This is a genomic window from Oceanobacillus sp. M65, assembly GCF_052246275.1.
GTDB classification, from domain to species: Bacteria; Bacillota; Bacilli; order Bacillales; family Amphibacillaceae; genus Oceanobacillus_B; species Oceanobacillus_B jordanicus.
This window is the reverse complement of sequence record NZ_JBQQCJ010000001.1, coordinates 766,604-789,562: the sequence shown is the minus strand read 5'-3', so window position 1 is coordinate 789,562 and position 22,959 is coordinate 766,604. Positions and strand designations below refer to the sequence as shown.

The following is a 22,959-nucleotide window of genomic DNA, read 5'->3' as shown; positions in this document are numbered from 1 at the left end:
CCTACTTATTTTTATTCAATACATCAAAGGCAACAGCTGCTAATAGTACAAGCCCTTTAATTGCTTGCTGCCAGTCAATGCCAATTCCCATCAGGGACATTCCGTTATTCAGAACACCCATAACGAGTGCACCGATGACGGCACCAAATACGGTTCCGACTCCTCCTGTGAAAGATGCACCACCAATTACTGCTGCTGCGATGGCATCTAATTCGAAAAGGTTACCTGCTTGTGGTGTTGCTGCATTCAATCTTCCTGCAAAAATCATTCCACAAAGTGCAGCAAGAACACCCATGTTTACAAATACCCAAAACTTCATTTTCTTCGTTTTGATACCGGAAAGCTGTGCGGCATTAGCATTACCTCCTACTGCGTAGATGTGCCTTCCAATTACCGTTTTGTTCATCACAAACGTATATCCAATAATAAGAACAAACAATACAATCAGCACATACGGTATTCCTTCGTATTGCGCCAGTACGTATGTAAACAGATTGATAACGATGGTAAAGAGAACAAGTTTTACGATAAATAACGGAAAAGATATGGTTTTGAAATCATACTTTAAATCCGTTCTTCTAATCTTTAATTCTGATAAAATATATACAATAGAAAGGACAATCCCGACTACTACTGTAAATAATTGAATTTCTCCCTCTCCACCGAATACATCTGGAACAAAGGCTGAGCTTAAACCTCGAAACCCATCTGGGAACGGTGCAATGGTTTGCCCTTGCAGAACGACTAAGGTTAATCCTCTGAAAATAAGCATTCCTGCAAGTGTAACAATAAAGGAAGGAATATTCACATAAGCCACCCAGAAACCTTGCCATGCTCCAATAATTGCTCCAATCGCAAGACAAATTAAAATGCCAGCAAACACCGGGAAGTCCATAGTCACCATTAAGACTCCGGCGACAGCCCCAACAAAGGCTGCTACGGAACCAACAGATAAGTCAATTTCTCCCGTAATAATGATGAGCATCATCCCAATAGCGAGGACGATAATATAACTATTTTGCATGATAATATTCGTAACATTTAGGGGGGTTAGCAAGATCCCGTCTGTTAGGATTTGGAATAATAAGGCGATACCTATAAGAGCAATAATCATTCCAAACTTTCTTACGTTGTTGCTAAGAAGCTGTTTTAATCCCTCCACGTTAAGACCTCCCTTTCTGTGTCATATAGGTCATTAATGTTTCTTGTGTCGCATCTTCGGCAGCGATATCTCCTGTGATTTCTCCCTCACACAATGTGTAAATTCTGTCACACATACCCACCAATTCCGGTAACTCTGAGGAAATCATAATAATGCTTTTTCCTTTTTCCGCTAGATCATTAATAATCTTATAGATTTCAAATTTGGCCCCCACATCAATTCCTCTTGTTGGCTCATCCAAAATAAGGACGTCAGGATCGGTAAAGATCCATTTTCCTAGTACCACTTTTTGTTGGTTTCCACCACTTAGATTCACTACTTTTTGCTGAATAGACGGGGTTTTAACGTTCATCCTTTGCTTCATGTTTTCTGCTTCAACCACTTCTTTACTCGTGTTCAAGACATTGTGTTTAGAGATTCTATCCAAGTTCGCTAACGTCAAGTTGTTCTTCACATCATCTATTAAAATGAGCCCAAATTCTTTTCGATTTTCCGAAACGTAGGCAACACCACTTTTTATAGCTTGATCTACTGTCTTAAAGGAAACTTCCTTACCATTTTTAATTATGGTTCCGGTAATTTTTTTACCATAAGACTTTCCAAATAAACTCATTGCAAGCTCTGTTCTGCCAGCCCCCATTAATCCCGCAATCCCGATTATTTCGCCTTCTTTAACGTGGAGGTTCACATTATGAAGTATTTGCCTTTCCACATCCAGAGGATGATACGCCGACCAATCTTTCACCTCGAACACGACTTTGTCCTTCACGTTATAAACTCTATCTGGAAATAACTCTGTAAGATCTCGTCCTACCATTTCCTTTATAATCATAGACTCGGTAACTTCTTCTTCTGTTCGACGATATGTACGTATCGTCTGTCCGTCACGTAGAACCGTGATGCTATCGGATACTTTAAGAAGTTCCTTTAATTTATGGGAAATTAAAATAGAGGTCATGCCCTGTTCCCTAAACTCTTTCAATAATTGTAAAAGGTTTTCACTATCTTCTTCATTTAAGGCTGCTGTCGGTTCATCCAGAATAAGCAGCTTTACCTTTTTAGATAAGGCCTTCGCAATTTCCACTAATTGCTGCTGACCTACCCCTAGGTTTTTAATTTTTACCTCGGGATCTACGTTCAGACGAACCTTTTTCAGTAATGCCCGTGTCTCTATGATGGTTTTGTTCCAATTAATAACACCTTTTGTAGCCTGTTCATTGCCTAAGAAGATGTTTTCCGCAATCGATAGTTCTGGAATCAACGCTAATTCTTGGTGAATAATAACAATGCCTAGCTCTTCACTTTGGTTAATGTTTTTAAATTCACAGCGGTTATCTTGAAATAGAATGTCTCCCTCGTACGTACCATAGGGATGCACGCCACTCAATACTTTCATTAGCGTTGATTTTCCTGCCCCATTTTCTCCAATCAGTGCATGTATTTCACCTTTCCTTACGTCCAAATTAACGTCGTCTAATGCCTTGACACCGGGAAAAGTCTTGGTAATACTGTTCATTTCTAGTATTCTTTCAGACATTCTGAGCCTGCCCCTTTCCTTAAAAACAAGGTCGTTTGGCAGCACCATCTGCACCGTGCTGCTGCCAAACGGCATGATTAGTTAAGCTCTTCTTCGGTATAATACTCTGTATCTACTAATTCTTCCTTGTAATTATCAGCATCAACAGAAATTGGTGCTAGCAAGTAAGATGGTACTACTTTAGCTCCGTTATCATATGTCTCTTCATCGTTCACTTCTGGCTCTTCCCCGCTCAACACAGCTTCTGCCATGTTAACTGCCTGCTTCGCCAGCTCTCTTGTATCCTTAAAGATTGTTTGCGTCTGCTCTCCGGCAATAATTGATTTAACAGAAGCAAGCTCTGCATCCTGGCCAGTTACCAATGGCATTGGCTTGTCACCAGAACCATAACCTACTGCTTTTAATGATGAAATGACTCCTCTACTAATTCCGTCAAATGGCGAAAGGACTGCATCCACCTGCTCACCGGAATAGTGGGCACTAAGTAGATTATCCATACGTTCTTGCGCTTTCGCTCCATCCCATCTTAGTGTTGCTCCTTGTTCAAACGTTTCTTGGCCACTTTGAACAACAAGGGTTCCTTCATCAATATAAGGCTGAAGTACTGACATTGCCCCATCCCAGAAGAAGTAAGCATTGTTATCATCTGGAGATCCTGCAAATAACTCGATGTTTAAAGGCTCTTCTGCATTGTCTAAATCAAGCTTCTCGACCATATATTCTCCTTGCAATACCCCAACCTGGAAATTATCGAAAGTTGCATAATAACTTACATGATCACTGTTCATAATTAAGCGATCGTATGCAATAACTGGGATTTCCTGATTTTTTGCTTTTTCAAGAACATCAGATAACGCTTCTCCATCAATGGAGGCGATTACAAGAATATCCACGCCCTTTGTAATCATGTTTTCAATCTGTGATAATTGATTTTCCACTACATCCTCTGCGTATTGAAGATCAACCTTGTAACCTAATTCCTCAAATTGACTTTGCATATTTTCTCCGTCTTTCACCCAACGTTCAGATGATTTAGTCGGCATTGCAATCCCAACTGTTTTATCCCCTTCACCATCTTCTCCACCAGCACTACTACTACAAGCACTTACGGTTAAAACAATCAGTGTTAAGATTACAAACCAAAAACCTTTCTTCATCCACGTCATCCCCCTTGTTTTTATGTATTGGCTTCAAACCAAAATAGGTAACGCTTACATTTTTATTCTGATACTTACACCAACACCTGAATTTGTAAGCACAAGCGGCATTTCCATCGCCACTTGTACGTACATATTATTATAGATGATGGTTTTCCCTTTTTCAACCCAATTTTCAAAATAATTTAACAACATTTAAGGCTCTATACCTTTATGTAAAGCTCCCCTAGAATTTTTGGAGTTGTTTCTTTCTTAATCTTGTATTTGGTTTTCACGAATCTACCTGAACTCATTCGTATAAGTAAACAGTTTAAATATTGCTTTCAACTGTTTTTCAAAATCGTTTAGCAGTTCGACAGACACCTCTATGGAAACCTGTTGTGGTAAAACAATCCTTTAACCCATTGTCAATACGTTAATTAAATTAATTTACAATTAGAAACTATATGTTTACATACAGAGTGATCATACTTGAATAGAGAAAGACTGAGACCTTTAGTAAAACCAATAAAATTTAGATAGATTATATTTTTAATACCATCTAGTCTCTTCTGGATCGGGGCACTGCTTATACGCAAGCCTTGCCCTAAATTGTACAAAACAGCCGCAATGCCCACACGTTGTTTCATTTATAAGGAAGGGGCAAGCGGCACATACAGCAAGACGTTTCTCATAAATCTCATCTATCACTACGTCTGTCTCGATGGCAAGCTGTTCTTCTAATAGATCCTGTAAATCACTTGAGAGTACGGCAATGGAACGCCCACAGCCCTTACAAGCCACTGTAACTACTCTCCACATTTTCTGGTTGATATATAATTCGTGTTTGCTTTTGCTTATTGATTAATCGTAGTCCTGTACATCGATCGCGTAAATGATAGGCCTCATTCAGACTTTCTTCCACAAGTGCATGTCCGATTCCTAGATCTTCCGGTGAACTCGGGCCACCCGCCTTTTCGAGAAATGCCCTTAGCTGATCAGGATCTGGAAGTTGTTCTATTGCAGCCTTTAGTTCAGGCCACCGATCAGAAAGTCTTTGCATGTATGGATCCTCTTCCGCTACATTATTAGGATTAAATTGGTTGGCAAACTGCTTATATAACCCTGTGATAATAATGGTTGCGACACCAACCTTTGCTCCGTGTAGAATTTGGCGATGTTTTTTTCTCAAAAGATCCATTTCCCAAAAGTGAGATAGATGATGCTCTCCCCCTGAAGCAGACCTAGATGAATTAATTAACAGCATGACAAGGCCTGACTCAATCAGTGCCTGCATGAGTATTTCTACACCTGTTCCGTCCGATGAGGCAATCTCTTCAACATGGTTTACACAAGCTTGCAATGCGTTTTCCGTTAACGAAGCAGCTGTTTGAACATATGGCTCTTCTCCAACCAAATAAGAAATTTTCCAATCCAAAAGAGAAGTATACTTCCCGAGCATATCTCCAAAGCCCGCAGCCGTTAGCTCTCTCGGTGCGTTCTTTATGATGGTACTATCGGCAAAAACAGCGATAGGCGATGCTGTTTGAATCGTTTGTTTCACACCTCTTAATATTAACGGCGCCCCCTTCGAAGTGAAGCCATCGACAGATGCTGCTGTCGGTAACGATATAAAGGGAATCCCCATTTTGTAACCACAAAATCTTGTAATATCATGGATTGTACCCGCTCCGACTGCCAGGAGTACATCAACGTTTTCAGGTGTCTCCACCATCACTTGCATTAATGTCGCTTCATCGGCGTTTACTTGGTCCAGCTCATTTTCCACAAGTCGTATAACAGTGGTCTCTATGCCTTCTAGCTCTAGTGATCGTTGTACTTCTTCGCCCGCTACCTCCAACGTGTTTCGATCCGCAATGATAACCGCTCTACTTAATTTCTTCTCCTGTAAAAAGGGAGCGAGATGCTTTACACTTCCAGCGGATATATCGATTACCGGCAACATTTGCTTATCCACTTTTAGTTCCTTTGCAAGTTGATGCCATTCATTTTCCATCTTCATATGTATTCCTCCTGTCTTAAAGTGATTAAAGCAAAGAGCCAGCAGACATGGACCTACCGACTCTCAAGAACATTATTTTACATTTAACGTCACTACAGACATTTTTGGCAATGTAATAGCCAGTTTGTTTTCTTGAGACGTAAACTCAGTGAATTTAGTTGGTTGTACCTCCTCAGGTGCTTCAAAAGTATTTCGTGCATTCATTTCATCTGCGGTTAATATACGTCCATTTATGTTAGCAGTGCTTAATCCCCTCAGTTCTAACGTGACGTTAGTCTCAGCTGCTTTATCCATGTTACAAAGGCTAATGTTAATCGAACCATCTTTTGCTTTCGATGCAGAAGCACTAACTTGGGGGTACGCATCGTTTCCGACATTTTCAGAAGTTAGGTCAAGGCTTAGCTTCTCTGCATCCTGATGCACTTTGTACATTTCAAATACATGGTACGTCGGCGTCAGGATCATTTTCTCTCCTTCTGTCAAAATCATCGCTTGAAGCACATTGACGGTCTGCGCAATATTCGCCATCTGAACTCTGTCACTGTGATTGTTGAAAATATTGAGAGACACCCCTGCTACAACGGCATCACGAATTGTATTCTGCTGATACAGGAAACCAGGGTTTGTCCCCTTTTCTACGTCAAACCACGTTCCCCATTCATCAATGATCATGCCAATACGTTTTTCTGGATCATATTTGTCCATAATGGTGCCATGCTTCATGATAAGCTCTTCTATAAACAGTGCTTTTTTCATCGTGATATCCCATTCATCCTCCGTGAAGTCAACAGCAGAGCCTTTATTTTCAAACCCGCCTGGATGAACATAATAATGTAGACTCAATCCATCCATTAACGGTGCAGCCTCACGCATCAGGACCTCTGTCCAATTAAAATCATCTACATTGGCCCCACCAGCAATTTTGTACAAGGTATTCTCCCCGTAGTTACGGCAGTATGTTTGATACTGACGATACAAATCAGCATAGTATTCCGGGCGCATATTACCACCGCATCCCCAGTTTTCATTGCCCACACCAAAGTATTTCAGCTTCCAAGGCTCCTTCTGACCATTTTCCTGCCGCCAGTTTGCCATTGGAGATTCCCCATCGAATGTCATGTATTCTACCCATTCAGACATTTCCTGGACAGAGCCACTGCCTACGTTCCCACAAATGTAGGGCTCGGTCCCTAGCAGTTCACATAGCAACATGAATTCATGTGTACCAAAATGATTATTCTCGACTACTCCGCCCCAGTGGGTGTTCACCATCCGCTTGCGATTCTCAGCAGGTCCGACTCCATCCTTCCAATGGTATTCGTCTGCAAAACAGCCACCAGGCCAGCGCAGGACAGGAACATCAATATTCTTCAAAGCTTGCAGGACGTCATTCCGGATTCCCTTCGTATTCGAAATACTAGAATCTTCTCCAACCCAAATTCCTTCATATATACAACGACCCAAGTGCTCAGCAAAGTGGCCGTAAATATTTTTGTTAATTGTTCCTTCCCCTACGTCCGTATTGATAATAATATTGTTCATCTTAAAACTCCTCCATATATGGTTACAGTCTATGCTTCGTTTCCTACCTTCATTGTCTTTTTATCTAGCGCTGTGAAGACATACATTGCGGCCCACATCCACATGATTGCGATTACGCTAAATAGAAAAAACGGAATGAGCGCAGGGTATTCAAGAGAAAGATAAATACTAATAAAACCAAGTATTCCGATGCCAATCGATATATGCACCTTTGAAAAGCCAATAATGAATGCATTTTTTAAATGCTGTAAAATATTCGTCTGGTAATGTGTTAAGAGCGGGAAGCTCCAAATAATCACTAGAAGATATACGATGATGATAAAGTAAAAGGCAAAGGGAACAATGAATGAAACCGTTTCTTGTAATCCCTGTAAGACACGGTAATTGACGTAAAGCAGGGAGCCAATCGCTGTTAATATCCACCCTAAAGCATTGGCTGCTTTAAATTCACTCGTATATCCCTCTTTAAAGGTTTTCCATATCTTTATATCCTGTTCACCAGAGACCCATTTTCTGGACACCCCTAGTGCCGCAACAGTAGCTGGAAAGACACCTGCCACTAAAAAACCCCTCAGAGAGAACAGCAACCACAACATGTTTACATATGCCAATCTAACAATCCAACTCATCATTTTTTCTAACGTTGTTACCATTCCATTCACGTTCACCTTGCAACCCCCTCTTTAACTACCTAACTATCCTTTAACGCCACCTACAGTAAGACCTGACACAAAATAGCGTTGGAAAAAGATAAACAAAATAATAATTGGAATAATGGTCATAACCGAACCAGCGATTAACACATCGTAATTGTTTCCATAAGGTGTCAGCAATGTAGCGAGACCTATTGGTAATGTGAACATATCGTTAGACCGGAGCACGAGCAATGGCCACAGAAAGTTATTCCAGCTTGCAAGACCTTGCAAGATTGCCATTGCTGCCAACGATGGACCCATTAGCGGTAACATAATTCGAAAGAATATCCCATACTCCGTAGAGCCGTCTATTCTTGCGGCATCCATTAATTCCTTAGGTAACCCAAGCGCATATTGTCTAAAGAAAAACACGGCTACTGGAGCTACCACCAATGGTAAGATGACTGCAAAGTATGTATCGATTAATTGTGTACTTATCATCATACGGAATAATGGAAGCATTAATATTTCAAACGGTACCATTAAGATAAATAGCACGAGGATAAAGAAAAGGTTTTTTCCTTTAAAATCGTACAATGCTAACGCATAACCTACCATGGACGAAAAGAATAAGGAAAGGACGATCGTAATGGCTGAGATTATTAAACTATTTCCGTACCAGGCCCAATACTCAGAGGCTTGCGTAAAAATATAAAGATAGTTATCTAGTTGTAGCTGGTCGAAACTTACACTTAAGGAAATACCATTTCTCATCAATTCAGAAGAAGGCATAAAAGATGAAATGACAAGACTTATTATAGGAAATAACGCAATCAACGCGGTGATTGCTAATCCAATATTAATAGCCCATTTTAGTAAAGGAAAACGCTTTCTACTCAATCTACTCATCCCCCTTTTTGAAAGCACCAGTTAAGATGAGGTTAATAATACTAACGACAAAAATGATGAGCATTAATACGACACCTACAGCTGCTCCGAACCCAATATTATTTTGCTGAATACCCTGTTGATAAATATACCCTACAACTGTTAAACCAATATTTCCGGGCGAACCTGCTTCCCAAAATACAAAGCTTTCCTCAAACATTCTAAAGCCGTTAATTATCGTGATCGTCGTTACGAATATAATGATTGGTTTTAATTGTGGCAGGGTAACATACCAAAATTGCTTTAATTTGGATGCTCCATCAATTTCCGAAGCCTCATATAGCTCTGTTGGGATATTTTGCAATGCTGCCAGAAAATACAACATGTTAACTCCTATCCATCTCCAGGAAGCTAGAAGTACCATTAAAAACATCCCGGACCATGCAGTAAATCGCCAGTTAACAGATTCCATACCCAAAAATCCTAAAATTTGATTTGCGATTGCTGTATCTTGTTCTCCAAACATCAAACGAAAGATCATACCACCAACTATGGTTGACGTAAGGGCTGGTATAAAGAAAGATGCCCGAAAGAAAGTCTTCATCTTAACAAACTTGGAATCTAAAAATACTGCCAATAACATTGGAATGATAGTCAATATAATAACCGTTAAGACCACATAAATGGTCGTGTTGGTTAATGCTTTAAGAAACGTGCCATTTGTAATTCTAGAGTAATTTTCCAACCCAATAAAGGTTACCTGTCCCGGTAGTACACTTTGGAAGCTCATGATAATCCCTTGTATAGCTGGATATAAGGTAAGCACAAGAAACGTAATAATAAATGGTGAGACAAAAACATATGGTACTACTTTCTTTGAATTTAGGAACTTTAAAAGTTTATTCGGTCCTTTGTTCTTCCCTTTAGGTTGCGGTCCACTTTCATTTGGACGCCGTACCTCATTTTCTACTTGTAACTGTACATTGCTTGATGCCGGTTCCATCGTTTCCCCTCCTTAAACCATAAATTTTTAAGCGTTTACATTCCTTAAACGAATCATATTCCAGGATGCTTTTGTTAATCTTGTTTCCAATACACCATCGTTTATTTTGGAAGAACCGCCTTTGTGTGGCGTGACCTTTTCACTGCCTGGTTTATTTGTTGCCTTTAGGTCCTCGTTCTCTAAAACCACATGTTCCAAGACTTGATATCCTTCAAAGGACCTTACATCCGTCGTAACTGAAATACTCTCCTGCAAATTTTTATTAACTAGAAAGAGAACAACTTCCTCCGCTTCTTTTTGATAAACAGCAGCACAGTCAATATAATTAACATCCGTGAAGTCTTTTGAGTCATATTTTGGTGAGGAAAGGATTGGTTTCAGTGCTGTCCCACGTCCATATAAGGATGTGTACATATACGGATAATAAATTGTTTGCTTCCATGATCGTCCATTATTTTCCGTCATAATGGGCGCAATGACATTAACTAACTGTGCCATACAAGCCATTTTGACACGATCTGCATGATTGAGAAATGTGATTAACATACTGCCAACAAGCAATGCATCTTCAAAGTTATAGACATCTTCTAATTGAGGGGGAGCAATTTGCCAGGCATCAATCTGTTTATCCGCATCATTGGAGTGATACCAAACGTTCCATTCATCAAAGCTTAAGTTAATCGTTTTTTTACTTCGATGTTTTGCCTTAATATAATCACAGGTGGACGTAACTGTTTTAATAAAGTGATCCATGTCCATTGTTTTAGCCAAATAGTTGGCGGTATCGTCCGATCTATTTCCATAATATTGATGTAAAGAAATAAAATCTATTTCTTCATATGCTATATCTAGCGTTGTCGCTTCATATTCTGGAAAGGTGGGCATCCCCGTATTTGAACTGCCACAAGCAACTAATTCGATGGATGGGTCTACGAGTTTCATAGCTTTTCCGGTTTCCTTTGCAATTCTCCCGTATTCATAGGCTGTCTTTTGTCCAACCTGCCATGGGCCATCCATCTCATTCCCTAGGCACCATGTTTTGATATTGTGCGGGTCTTCGTATCCATGTTCTTTTCTCAGATCGCTCCAGTAAGTTCCACCAGGATGGTTCGTATATTCTATTAAGTTTCTTGCAGCATCAATTCCCCTAGTTCCTAAATTGACAGCCATCATGACATCTGTATTTACTTTTTTAGCCCAATCCATAAATTCATTTGTCCCTATTTGATTGGTTTCGATTGTCCGCCAAGCTAATTCAAGTCTTTTCGGTCGCTGACTTTTCGGCCCCACTCCATCCTCCCAATTATAAGCAGATACCATATTTCCACCTGGATACCGGACAATCGGGACATTTAATTCTTTCACGAGATCTATAACATCCTTCCGAAAGCCTTGGTCATCCGCTTCAGGATGATCGGGTTCATATATCCCTCCATAGACTGCTCTGCCTAGATGTTCAATAAAAGAACCATATATTCGGTTATCTATTTCGGAAATACTATAGCTCTTATCTAATACCATTTTTGCCTTCAGTTCATTAGACAACGCAATTCCTCCCATATTTAAGTAAGATGTAACCTATGTCCCTCTCTACATTCATTCATATGTGTGTAACTATACTCCAACATAATTGGTACGTATAAGTTGATTATATATAAACTTATTTTACTTTTCAATCATTTTAAAAAATTTGCTAGACTAAATAAAAGAACAAAAGCAAGGAGATTTTCCTTGCGTCTCCCCACTCTTGTTCGCATCTTCTACTGCATATCTCGAATCTTGTCTGCAGCCTCTTTTAAAGCTTCTTCTGGTGACTGGGCCTGTTGTCTGAGTACATTTTCCGCTACATTTGTATTGTATTCTGTAGCCACATCAGGAGTATTTTCCGTTATATTCAGTTCATGTATTTCGTCTTTAACATCTAATAGTGTGTCAAAAATACCTTCCCCAAAATATTGATAATATTTATTGTCTTCTCTTACTGCTTCACTTTCCCAAACTTCCCAGCGTGGAGGGTCAAAACCAAGAACAGTCCAAAGGTTTATGTTTCCTTCCTCTGATAGCTTTGTATAAGCAAGAAATTCTTTTGCAAGATCTGTTGCTTCCGATTGGTTTGTTACAACTGTACCTGTACCACCCATTCCGGCAGAGCGATTGCCTCCTTCTTCCCAAGCGGGCATTGGACGTATCGCAATCTTCCCTTCCAAATCAGGCATGCTATCAATGAATCTTCCCATATACCAGATTGGCGCTAAGATAGATGCTGCTCCACCATCATTCATATAGCCATAAAATTCTTCCGACTGGTTCATAGCGCCTGGTGTAAGTTCCGCGATCTCTTCTTCATATATGACATCATGTAAGAACTGAAGTGTCTCAACATTTGTTTCATTATCAAGCGTTACATCGCCATTTCCGTCAAAAAAGTCAGATTTCCGTTGAGAAACCATTGGCCAGAAGTCCATTAAAAAGTCTGTTGTTCCTACATTCCACATCACAGAATCTGTATTCTCGACAACCTGCTTTCCTGCTTCCACATAGTCGTCCCATGTTTTAATTGCATCAATATCAACGCCTGCTTGGTCCATAATCTCTGTATTATAATACATGACGGTGGCCCCTACATGTGTTGGGATTCCGTAGTAATTCCCATCCTTTGCATAGAGCTCAAACCTTGAGGAGACGGATTCATCTAAAACTGGTTCTACATATTCATTCATTGGCTCTAACTGCGGCTCTCCTTGCAGGTAGTTCGCGTAACGGCCAAGCTCAATATCGGATATGTCTGGTGCCCCTTTGCCTGATTGTAAGGCTAATAATAAGTTATTGTGCATCTGATCATAAGGATACGTCTCAGCAACCAGTTTAATTGGTCTGTCTGGATTTTCTTCATTCCATCTTTCAGCCGAGTCTCGGAACAAGTCAACGTGCTGCCCTACAAAGGTCCAGTATGTTAACTCTGTCGCACCTTCGATATCTTCTCCAATGATCTCCGTTTCTTCTGCTTCACCACTTGCCTCATCGCTATCTCCCCCGCATGCTGCAAGTATTGCAGGGATAAACATGAGAACTACCAATAATAAGAACTTTTTCATTTCTTTTCCCCCTCCTCTATTATAAAGCGCTTACACAATTAGCATCTAATCCTTATTTGAAATTCAATAATGAGTAATGAGTTAACGCCTCCACCCCCTATTGCCTTTTTGGACTATGAGTTTTTGATAACGTCTTCAATTTAACTTTTGTACGTACATGTTTTAAGTTATATGCTGTTTGCTTCAAACATGTAACCCTGTTCTATGTTAATAAAATAGTACCACTACTACTATAAGTAGTCAATAACTTATAAGAATATTCCAAATTAACTTATACGTACAAAAATACTAAGAAGGGTCTATTCGAGAGTTAAAAACGAACTACTCTACTTCCACGCTACACTTAACTGTTGTCTCACCCTCTAGCTTGTCTCCAGGTGACCCAAAGTATGGTGTTCCATTGGTTTTCCAAAGCAGTGGCTGTATCCTTGCATGACGGTTATGGTCGTATAGTGGGTTTCCACTGATCTCCTTGTACGGTCTTGCATGATAAACAAGCAGGTCATTCCCCTCTTTATCGACCGTAAAGCAGTTATGTCCTGGTCCATACTGTTGCTGCTGGTCATTTGAAACAAAAACTGGCGTTGGTTCCTTTTTCCATGAATTTGGATCTAATAGATCGCTATTCTCATCAGCGGTAAGTAGTCCCATTACATATCGATCATCTGTTGCACTTGCAGAATACGAGATAAATAGTTTTCCATTACGTTTTAATAGGGAGGGACCTTCATTCACATAAAACCCCTGTTGCTCCCACTTGAACTCCGGAGTTGATAAGAGAACTTGCTCCCCTTCCAGTGTCCACGGGGTCTTCATTTTGGCAATGTACATATTGGAGACCGTATCCTCCTCTACTTTTTGGGCCCATACGAGATATCTGGAACCTTTATGCTCAAAAGTTGTTGCATCAAGAGAGAAGCTTTGAAAAGCCGTATTGATTTGACCTTTTTCCTGCCATTCTCCTTCTAGTGGATTAGCAGAACTCGTTTCCAAGACATACGGTCTAATCGCCCAGACGTCATCTTTATCGCCAGCAGCAAAATGGATATACCATTTACCATCAATGAAATGAATCTCTGGCGCCCAGATATGTTCAGAAAGAATCCCTTCTTGGCGTTTTACCCAAACGGTAACCTCTTCAGCTTGTGATAGTTCTTCTATTGTTTTTGCTCTACGAAGCACAATCCGGTCATAGAGAGGGTAGGATCCTGTGAAATAATAATATCCATCCTCATGCAAATAAATGTACGGGTCTGCACGCTGTTCAATTAACGGTCTAGGGTATTGCTTGTAGTATAAATTTCCCTCGATTTCATACTTCCCTTCATTCTGGTAATCGATGTTTTCTCCACCTGTCCAATCCACAGGCATTTCTACTGTATTCCCATCTTCAAGTTCAACAGCTACCTTGGACGGTAGAACAGGCTTGGCGCCCACTGTTGTATGCACTGAGACAGGATTCACTTGCTTAACTATCAATGATTCTCCCTCCCGGTTTAAAGGAGGCCACCTTAACGGGCCTCATCTTAAGAAGTGATTTCGATTTTTTTTAACTCTTTTGTTGAACTTCGCAATATCAGTTCAGGCTGATACACGATTGATTCGACCTGATCTGGGGGATTTACTTTGTTACTATTTTTCCTTTTAATAAGATCAAGTATTGTCTTAGCTGCAGCCTGCCCCATCTCGCTTTTAGGATGCGCAATAGAGGTAAGCTTCACCTCTGATACTTCTGTATAAAAGGAATCATCGTACCCAACAATCGATAGATCATTAGGAACTTGCATTTCTTTATTGCGCAGAAGGTTCAACACGTTGATCACCAGTTCATCGTTATATGCTACAAGACCCGTAATACCCCTTGTGTCCCCAGAAAACAGCATTTTTTCTAACTCATTGATGGGCTTTGTATGCTTTTCTTCAGTATGGTAGGTGATAATATTTTTTGGATTGAGTGGTATTCCGTGACTACGGTGGGCCTTTAAGAATCCCTTCATCCGCTTTGTACCCTGTGTATCATCTGTTTTAAAAACGCCTGCGATTTCTGTATGTCCTAATTCAATAAGATGCTGTGTCTGTAGGAAGCCACCTTTTTCGTCATCCATCACGATACTTGTAGGCTCCAGTTCATCATAATAAGCATTAATCATGATATACGGAATGGAAAGACGCTCCAGATTAAGATAATAATTGATATTTGGGTTTGAAAAAGCGCTTTTTGTCGGCTCCACAATCACGCCATCAAAAGGTTGACTCAGGATCTTTTCCAGTATTTCACGTTCTTTTTCATGATCATTATTTGTACTGAAGATACTTACTTGATAGCCTTCCTGACTCAAGATAGATTCCGCTCCTCTAATAATAGAAGGGAAAATATAATCCGAAATATAGGTTGTAATTATCGCAATGTTTTTTCGGTCTACTTGTATGGTATCCTGCTCTTCTTTTCTGTCAGCAACGAACGTACCAGCCCCCTGCTCACGATATAGCCAACCTTTTGCTACTAAATCTCCGATCGCCAGCCTAACGGTATGTCTACTGACTCCAAATTGCTTCATCAATTCACTTTCCGAGCTGATTTTTTGATGCGGTATATACGTACCGTCCAGAACATCGGATTGAATTGCTCGCTTTACCATGCTGTACTTTGTTTCCATGCAACCACCTCAACTTATTCGTATAAGTTAAGGATACCATATAAGACTGCTATTTCCTATGCCTCTCTTAAGCGAATACTTACCGCCAAACCGCCTCTCCATATCGTAATTGCTGTCTAATACTGCGAACAGTCGAGGTGCTATCAATAACGATGCATTCTATCTCTGCCATGTCCGCAAAATCCATCAATTGTTCTACAGATACCTCATAAGAAAACACGGTATGGTGGGCTCCTCCTGCATAAATCCAGGCCTCTGTCGCTTCACTTAATGACGGCTGTGGCTTCCATAATACCTTTGCAACCGGCAGATTCGGGGTTTCTTCTTTTACCGTTTCTGCGTTAACTTCATTGACGATAAGGCGATATCTCCCCCCCATTTCTACTAGAGAAGCGACAAGTGCTTTACCTTCTCTCCCATCAAAAACAAGTCTTGCTGGATCAGCTTTGTTTCCAATCGACAATGGATTGACGACAATAGCTGGCTTATCTGCCGCGATCGTTGGACAAATTTCTAACATGTGGGAGCCTAGCACTAGTTCATTCCCTTTTTCTAAATGGTACGTATAATCTTCCATAAAGGACGTTCCTTTGTTGTCTGCCATAATCTTCATCAGACGCAAGAGCCCGGCTGTCCGCCAATCTCCTTCTCCAGCAAACCCATAACCTTCAGCCATCAATCGTTGTGCAGCTAGTCCTGGAAGTTGTTCCATGCCATGCAAGTCTTCAAAATTTGTTGTGAAGGCGTTGTAATTGTGCTTCGAAAGAAATGCCTTTAATCCCAGCTCAATTCGAGCTTGCTCGCGGATTGATTCACGTACTGAACCGGACTGCCCAGCTTCTAGTGGTAGCGTGTAAAGCGATTCGTACTCTTGGTATAATGCGTCAACTGCCTCTTCTGATAAAGCTTTTATTTCCTCCACTAAATCTCCAATCCCGTAATAATCTACGGTCCAACCAAACTTTATTTGCGCCTCTACCTTATCTCCATCGGTAACCGCTACATTACGCATATTGTCACCAAATCTGGCTACCCGAATAGATGTCCCTTCAGTCACTGCAACCGCAGTATGCATCCAGTCGCCGATTTTCTGTTCTACATCCGTGTTTTCCCAATGGCCCACCACAACTTTTCTAGCAATATTCATGCGCGTCCCAATGAAACCGTACTCGCGGTCTCCATGTGCTGACTGGTTGATATTCATAAAGTCCATATCAATTTCGTTCCATGGAATCTCTCTGTTGTATTGAGTATGCAAATGCAACAAAGGCTTCTGCAGAGCCTTAAGACCTGCAATCCACATTTTTGCTGGGGAAAAGGTGTGCATCCATGACATAATGCCAGCACAATTTTCATCGTTGTTAGCCTCTAACATAAGTGCTTGGATGTCATTGGCATTGGTTAATGTTTGTTTAAATTGAATCTCATAATTTAAACCGTCTTTTTTGTTTAATCCTTTTACAATTGCTTTAGAATGCTCTTCCACTTCGAGAAGTGCTTCTTCGCCATATAAGTGTTGGCTTCCAGTTACAAACCAGAATTGATATTTCTTTTGTGTCAGCATATCGGGTCCCCCTAATTTTTTAGTATCCTATGAAACTGGTAATGAGGAATGAAGACCTTCTATCTTATTCACTCCATCTCGGATACCACGTAGTCGTTTCATTACATTGTTTTCGCCTCTACCAAAATAGTCATGGAGTTGGTCATATTCCTGGAAGAGCTTCTCATAGATCGCAACATGCTCTGAAATAGGTTGAACTACCTCCTCCTTCACCCTTCCCATTTGTTTCGTTGCATCTAAAATATGGTCAAATCCACCATTTTCTGCTCCTGCGGCAAGTGCTCCAAACATGGCTGCACCTAATGCAGGTGTTTGAACAGAATCGGCAATCCTGATAACACGATTCGTTACATCAGCATAAATTTGCAACAAGAGCTTATTTTTTTGTGGTAGTCCGCCACAAACATAGAGCTCTTCCACTTCTACTCCATTATGATGGAAAGCGTCTACAATTTTCCTCGTTCCAAATGCCGTTGCTTCAAGTAAGGCGCGATACATTTCCTCTGGCTTTGTCTGCAAGGTCATGCCAAGCATTACGCCACTGAGTTCTGTATCGACAAGCACGGAACGGTTTCCATTCCACCAATCAAGTGCTAGAAGCCCTGTTTCACCAGGCTTATACGCAGATGCCTTTTTCTCTAAGAATTGGTGGATGTTTAGGCCTGCATCCTCTGCTTCTTTTTTCACAGTTTCTGGAACAGCATGCTCTACAAACCAGGCAAAAATATCACCTACAGCTGATTGGCCAGCCTCATACCCGTAAAACCCAGGAATGATGCCATCCTCCACAACACCACACATGCCTTCAATTTCCTTCTCTTCCTCGCCAAGAATCATGGAACAAATCGATGTCCCCATCGTCATCACGAGTTTACCTGGTTCAGCCACACCCATTGCTGGTACAGATACATGGGCATCGACATTCCCAACAGCCACCGATGTTCCAGGTAAAAGTCCTGTTCGGGCTGCCATCTCTTCTGTCAGTCCGCCAGCTCTCGTGCCAAGTGGTACAATGTCTCCCCGCAGCTTTGTTTCTTCTAAATTCTCAAGGCGAGGATCTAATGCAGCAAAGAATTCCTTGTCCGGGTAGCCGTCCTGTTTATGCCAAATTGATTTATAGCCGGCAGTACAACTATTACGTACAAAACGACCTGTCAATTTGGAGACGACCCAGTCCGTCGCTTCAGAAAAACGGTCTGTTTCCTCATAAATGTCGGGTGCCTCATTAAGAATTTGCCAGATTTTTGCAATCATCCACTCCGAAGAAATCTTCCCACCATACCTCGCGAGAAATGCTTCTCCTCTTTGTTCTGCGATTTGATTAATTCTCGTCGCTTCCTCTTGTGCTGCATGATGTTTCCAAAGCTTTACCCAGCTATGTGGATTCTCTTTAAGTAACGGATCAAGGCTGAGTGGTTCTCCTTCATGGTCCAGTGGAAGCATCGTGCATGCAGTAAAATCGATTCCAAGCCCGATGACATCTTCTGGATTAACCTTAGACTCTTTCAACACTGCAGGAATAGATTGTGTCAACACATCAAGATAATCCTCTGGGTGCTGCAAAGCCCATTCGTTCCCGAGTAGCACATTCGATTCCGGTAATTTCTCATCAATGACACCGTGTTTATATGGGGTTACATGATCGGCTATCTCCTGCCCATCAGCAACACGAACTAATACAGCCCTTCCTGATTCAGTGCCATAATCTACTCCAATTGCAAATTTTGTCATGACCTTCTCACCTCACTTTTCCCTTGGCCGTAATAAGCTTCAGCCCCATGTTTTCTTAAATAATGCTTATCAAGAAGCGCCTGATTCATGTCTTCTGTACCAGGTTTCAATTGGAATGTTTTCCATCCCATTTTGGCAACTTCTTCTAGTACTATTGCGTTATGCACTGCTTCTGCTGGGTCTTTTCCCCAAGTAAAAGGTGCATGACTATGTACAAGTACGCCAGGAATGGCATTCGGATTGATATCTTGTTCCTTGAACGTTTCCACAATCACATTTCCTGTTTCCAACTCATACGCCCCATTTATTTCTCTATCCGTCATTTCCCTCGTGCATGGAACACTTCCATAAAAGTAATCAGCATGTGTTGTACCAAGCGGCGGAATACTTCTACCTGCTTGCGCCCAACTGGTAGCCCATGGCGCGTGTGTATGAACAACTCCTCCTATATCAGGAAAGCTTTTGTAAAGCACAATGTGGGTGGGCGTATCTGATGATGGATTCAGGCTTCCTTCCACTACATTGCCATCAAAGTCTACGACCACCATGTCTTCTACTTTCATATTTTCATAGTCCACACCACTAGGTTTAATAACAATAAGTTCTTGCTCTCTGTTGATACCGCTTACATTACCCCACGTAAAAGTGACTAAATTATGCTTTGGTAGCTGTAAGTTTGCATCCAATACTTGTGCTTTTAAATCTTCTAGCATTCTACTCACCCCTCATCTACTTAACTTGTACGTATATTTAGCTTATGTGATCTATAATAATATAATTCGTACGTACAATCAATATATATTGTTAAATTTTTTGAATTTATTTACTTTGGGGGTGTGGGAGAAGGGTATGGCAAGGGTGCTGCCGGTTGATTGATGCACCAAAGTGGTTGATTGGTTGCCATTCCTGATTGATTGGAACGGTCGTAGCATCGATTGGACATCGTTTTTGATTGATTGAACCGCCCGTGGCATCGATTGAACACCGTTTTTGATTGATTGAACCGCCCGCGACATCGATTGAACATCGTTTCTGATTGATTGAACCGGTCGTAGCATCGATTGAACATCGTTTTTGATTGATTGAACCGGCCGCGACATCGATTGAACACCGTTTTTGATTGATTGAACCGCCCACGACATCGATTGAACATCGTTTCTGATTGATTGAACCGCCCACGACATCGATTGAACATCGTTTCTGATTGATTGAACCGCCCGCGACATCGATTGAACATCGTTTCTGGTTGATTGGACCGTCTATGTAGTTAATTAAAGTTTAATCATCCACCAAAAAAAGCACCTGCTATGCAGATGCTTTGGCCATACTATTTATATCAGACACTAATACATGCGAAACATCCCATGTGACGCTGGGTATGTATAACGGAACCCAAATTGTTCATAAAGCTTATTTGCTGGGTCGTCTGCTATCAGACTTACATAGGAGCCGGAATAAGTATGGTTATCCAAGTAATCCATAAGTTCTCGCATAACCGTTTTCCCTAGACCCTTCCCCTGATAACTTGGCTTTACTACAATATCCACTACTTGAAAAAATGCTCCTCCATCACCGATGATGCGTCCCATTGCAATGAATGTTTCCTGATCATAGATGGACACTGCAAATAAAGAGTTTTTCAATCCAACTGTTGCAGCGTCCTTGGACTTTCCACTAATGCCACCCTCTAACCGTAGATCAATATATTCTTGCGGATCCGGTGCTTCATGTAAAATACTAAAATTATTATCCATTATACTCTTCTCCTTTCTGGTTATTAATATCTACCTCTTACACAGCGCCAAGGAGCTTCGCACAGCTTTCGCCCGCTGCATCAAGCCACGTCTTTGCCATGAGCATATTACCTTTTGAATTCATATGTACGCCATCTGTCGTCAACCCAACTCCACTTCCAGCCTGTAAATAAGTTAAAAATGCTTTATGGGTTGGTACTACTTTCGCCTGATACTTTTCTCCAAGCTCACGTACTATCTCTACATACGCAGAAAGCTTCTGGTTTCCCACTGCTTCCACACTCTCCTCAATAATCGTCGGCTCCATTAACACAACTTCCACTTCATGTAGTAGCCCCAAGAGACCTTCATAAACTTGCGCAAATTGTTCTGGAGTTACCTGGTCCATGTCTGGCTGATCCAGTTGTCGCCAAACATCATTTACACCAATAGAAATTGAAACCAGATCCGGCTTCTCCTCTAGCACATCTTTTTCCCATCTGTTCGCTAAATCTGTGACACGGTTGCCACCAATGCCTTTATTCACGACACTGAATTCCGCCGCAGGATAGGTAACCCGTAAATAGTCATGAACCAGACGAACATATCCAATCCCTAAGTCTTCTGGGTCTTCCGGCTTTCCCCACTCTGTAATACTGTCGCCGATAAAGAGTATTTTTTTCATGAACCATGCTCCTTTCAAAAGCAAAAAAGAAAACACCAGCCGCTTAATTAGCTGGTGCTTGCCTATTTTACATGCGGTATACATTTAACCTATCATTTAACTTCTTTGTCTGTCCATACACATCCTGATAAATCGCAAACAATTCTTTATATTTTGCAACATTTTCAGCTTTTGGTTTATAGAGTTTGTCTGTTTCCAAGAAGCTATCTGCACATTCCTGTAAGGAGGCAAACCAGCCACAACCATAAGCAGCGAGCATTGCCGCTCCCATTCCTGGTCCCTGTTCATTGGACAGCTTTACAATCGTTGCCAGGAAAATATCGGCCTGCATTTGCAACCATGCTTCATTTTTACTGCCCCCACCGCTTGAAATGACGGTATCGACTGTTTTTCCACTCTCACGAAACAACTCTAAAGATTCATTTAAAGAGAACGTAATTCCCTCCATCACAGCTCGGACAAAGTCCTTCCTTTTATGTCTGCTATCCATCCCGATAAAACTTCCTCGAATTATGGCATCCGCATATGGTGAACGTTCGCCTGAAATATATGGTGTGAACAGTAGTCCATTCGATCCAACGGGAACGGTGGCAATCTCAGCTAACAGCTCTTCAAAGGATACATCCTCCGCAAAAACATCCTTAAACCAGCTTAAGCTGTGTCCTGCTGCCAATGTGACGCCCATTGTATAATAAGCGTCAGGAGAACCATGGTTAAAGTAATGTACTTTCCCACCAAATTCTTTATCCGCTTGAGGCTCATAGGAGAGGACGACCCCTGATGTCCCAATACTACAAAGCGTTTTTCCTTCCGATAAAATACCTGCGCCTATCGCGCCACATGCATTGTCAGCACCTCCCGCAAACACACGGGTTGCTGACGATAGTCCAGTTTTCTCGGAAACTTCCTCTGTTACACTGCCCACCTCTTCATGGGAATCTACTAATGGCGGGCAGAGACTAGCTTCAATGCCCAGCACATCACATAGCTCCGAACTCCACTCTTTGTTGGCGATATCCAGCAACAAAGTACCCGCAGCATCGGAATAGTCCATATGCAAGGCGCCGGTCAACCGGTATCGTACATAGTCCTTTGGCAAAACAAAGGTCTTCGCCTGTGCGTAAATTTCTGGTTCGTGTTGCTTAACCCATAGCAACTTTGGTAGTGTAAACCCTTCTAGTGCTGGATTCTTCGTAATGTCCAATAACCGTTTCTCCCCAACCAGCCGGTAAATTTCCTTACATTGCGCGGTTGTTCTCGTATCATTCCAGAGGATAGCAGGGCGCAACACGTTCTTATTTTCATCCAGTAGTACAAGTCCATGCATTTGCCCGGAAAAACTGATCCCTTCAATCGCATCCTTATTTCCAGGGAACTTTTCAAGCAATTCAGCAAGCCCAGCAATCGTTTGTTCCACCCAATCCTCTGGATGTTGTTCACTATATCCAGGCTTTTCCTGAATTAAAGCAAACTGCTTCGTAACCTCCTGTGTTACGTTACCGTTTTGGTCAACAAGTAAAATTTTTACGGCACTTGTTCCTAAATCAATTCCTATTACATATTTCATT

The 22,959-nt window shown here is 41.3% G+C and carries 19 protein-coding genes; all 19 read right to left on the bottom strand.

Features of this window, described 5'->3' with window-relative positions; translation table 11 throughout:
* Position 1: 1 nt before the first annotated feature.
* The 19 genes from mmsB to xylB all read right to left on the bottom strand — a co-directional run bounded on the left by mmsB (position 2) and on the right by xylB (position 22,958).
* Positions 2-1,114, bottom strand: coding sequence for a multiple monosaccharide ABC transporter permease (gene mmsB / locus ACTWPF_RS03720; protein WP_106898576.1), 1,113 nt, complete (start codon positions 1,112-1,114; stop codon positions 2-4).
* 49 nt (positions 1,115-1,163) lie between these two features.
* Positions 1,164-2,699: a multiple monosaccharide ABC transporter ATP-binding protein gene (mmsA, locus tag ACTWPF_RS03715; protein ID WP_161464612.1), complete on the bottom strand. Its 1,536-nt coding sequence runs from the start codon at positions 2,697-2,699 to the stop codon at positions 1,164-1,166.
* Positions 2,700-2,776: 77 nt separating this feature from the next.
* Positions 2,777-3,856 carry a multiple monosaccharide ABC transporter substrate-binding protein gene (gene chvE / locus ACTWPF_RS03710; RefSeq protein WP_443148322.1) on the bottom strand — a complete coding sequence of 360 codons (1,080 nt, stop codon included), beginning with the start codon at positions 3,854-3,856 and terminating at the stop codon, positions 2,777-2,779.
* A gap of 531 nt (positions 3,857-4,387) precedes the next feature.
* On the bottom strand, positions 4,388-4,639 hold the full coding sequence (locus tag ACTWPF_RS03705; protein ID WP_443148321.1) for a DUF6171 family protein: 252 nt from the start codon (positions 4,637-4,639) through the stop codon (positions 4,388-4,390).
* Complete coding sequence (locus ACTWPF_RS03700) at positions 4,629-5,858, bottom strand: sn-glycerol-1-phosphate dehydrogenase (protein ID WP_443148320.1); 1,230 nt, start codon at positions 5,856-5,858, stop codon at positions 4,629-4,631. The genes ACTWPF_RS03705 and ACTWPF_RS03700 overlap by 11 nt, the downstream gene beginning before the upstream one ends.
* Positions 5,859-5,930: 72 nt before the next feature.
* Positions 5,931-7,400, bottom strand: coding sequence for an alpha-N-arabinofuranosidase (locus tag ACTWPF_RS03695; protein ID WP_443148319.1), 1,470 nt, complete (start codon positions 7,398-7,400; stop codon positions 5,931-5,933).
* A 29-nt stretch (positions 7,401-7,429) separates the two neighbouring features.
* Entirely contained in the window at positions 7,430-8,068 is a 639-nt protein-coding gene (locus tag ACTWPF_RS03690; protein ID WP_106897883.1) for a YesL family protein, read from the bottom strand.
* A 27-nt stretch (positions 8,069-8,095) separates the two neighbouring features.
* Positions 8,096-8,944, bottom strand: coding sequence for a carbohydrate ABC transporter permease (locus tag ACTWPF_RS03685; RefSeq protein WP_443148318.1), 849 nt, complete (start codon positions 8,942-8,944; stop codon positions 8,096-8,098).
* Positions 8,937-9,926, bottom strand: coding sequence for a carbohydrate ABC transporter permease (locus ACTWPF_RS03680; RefSeq protein WP_106897885.1), 990 nt, complete (start codon positions 9,924-9,926; stop codon positions 8,937-8,939). The genes ACTWPF_RS03685 and ACTWPF_RS03680 overlap by 8 nt, the downstream gene beginning before the upstream one ends.
* A gap of 27 nt (positions 9,927-9,953) precedes the next feature.
* Positions 9,954-11,447 (bottom strand): arabinosylfuranosidase ArfA, encoded by a 1,494-nt coding sequence (gene arfA, locus ACTWPF_RS03675; RefSeq protein WP_443148847.1) that lies wholly within the window; start codon positions 11,445-11,447, stop codon positions 9,954-9,956.
* Positions 11,448-11,686: 239 nt separating this feature from the next.
* Entirely contained in the window at positions 11,687-13,021 is a 1,335-nt protein-coding gene (locus ACTWPF_RS03670; protein ID WP_106897887.1) for an ABC transporter substrate-binding protein, read from the bottom strand.
* 321 nt (positions 13,022-13,342) lie between these two features.
* Positions 13,343-14,500, bottom strand: a complete 1,158-nt coding sequence (locus ACTWPF_RS03665) for a family 43 glycosylhydrolase (protein ID WP_443148317.1) — start codon at positions 14,498-14,500, stop codon at positions 13,343-13,345.
* 47 nt (positions 14,501-14,547) lie between these two features.
* The gene (locus tag ACTWPF_RS03660; protein WP_443148316.1) at positions 14,548-15,678 is read right to left on the bottom strand and encodes a GntR family transcriptional regulator; all 1,131 of its coding nucleotides are present in this window, start codon (positions 15,676-15,678) and stop codon (positions 14,548-14,550) included.
* A gap of 79 nt (positions 15,679-15,757) precedes the next feature.
* On the bottom strand, positions 15,758-17,242 hold the full coding sequence (gene araA, locus ACTWPF_RS03655) for an L-arabinose isomerase (RefSeq protein WP_443148315.1): 1,485 nt from the start codon (positions 17,240-17,242) through the stop codon (positions 15,758-15,760).
* Positions 17,243-17,269: 27 nt separating this feature from the next.
* Positions 17,270-18,973: a ribulokinase gene (locus ACTWPF_RS03650; RefSeq protein ID WP_443148314.1), complete on the bottom strand. Its 1,704-nt coding sequence runs from the start codon at positions 18,971-18,973 to the stop codon at positions 17,270-17,272.
* A complete protein-coding gene (gene araD, locus ACTWPF_RS03645; protein WP_443148313.1) occupies positions 18,970-19,686 on the bottom strand; it encodes an L-ribulose-5-phosphate 4-epimerase in 717 nt (238 codons plus the stop codon). The genes ACTWPF_RS03650 and araD overlap by 4 nt, the downstream gene beginning before the upstream one ends.
* 630 nt (positions 19,687-20,316) lie before the next feature.
* Positions 20,317-20,727, bottom strand: a complete 411-nt coding sequence (locus ACTWPF_RS03640) for a GNAT family N-acetyltransferase (RefSeq protein WP_161464087.1) — start codon at positions 20,725-20,727, stop codon at positions 20,317-20,319.
* A gap of 37 nt (positions 20,728-20,764) precedes the next feature.
* A complete protein-coding gene (locus tag ACTWPF_RS03635) occupies positions 20,765-21,391 on the bottom strand; it encodes an SGNH/GDSL hydrolase family protein (protein WP_443148312.1) in 627 nt (208 codons plus the stop codon).
* Between the two features lie 67 nt (positions 21,392-21,458).
* Complete coding sequence (gene xylB, locus ACTWPF_RS03630; protein WP_443148311.1) at positions 21,459-22,958, bottom strand: xylulokinase; 1,500 nt, start codon at positions 22,956-22,958, stop codon at positions 21,459-21,461.
* Position 22,959 lies beyond the last annotated feature (1 nt).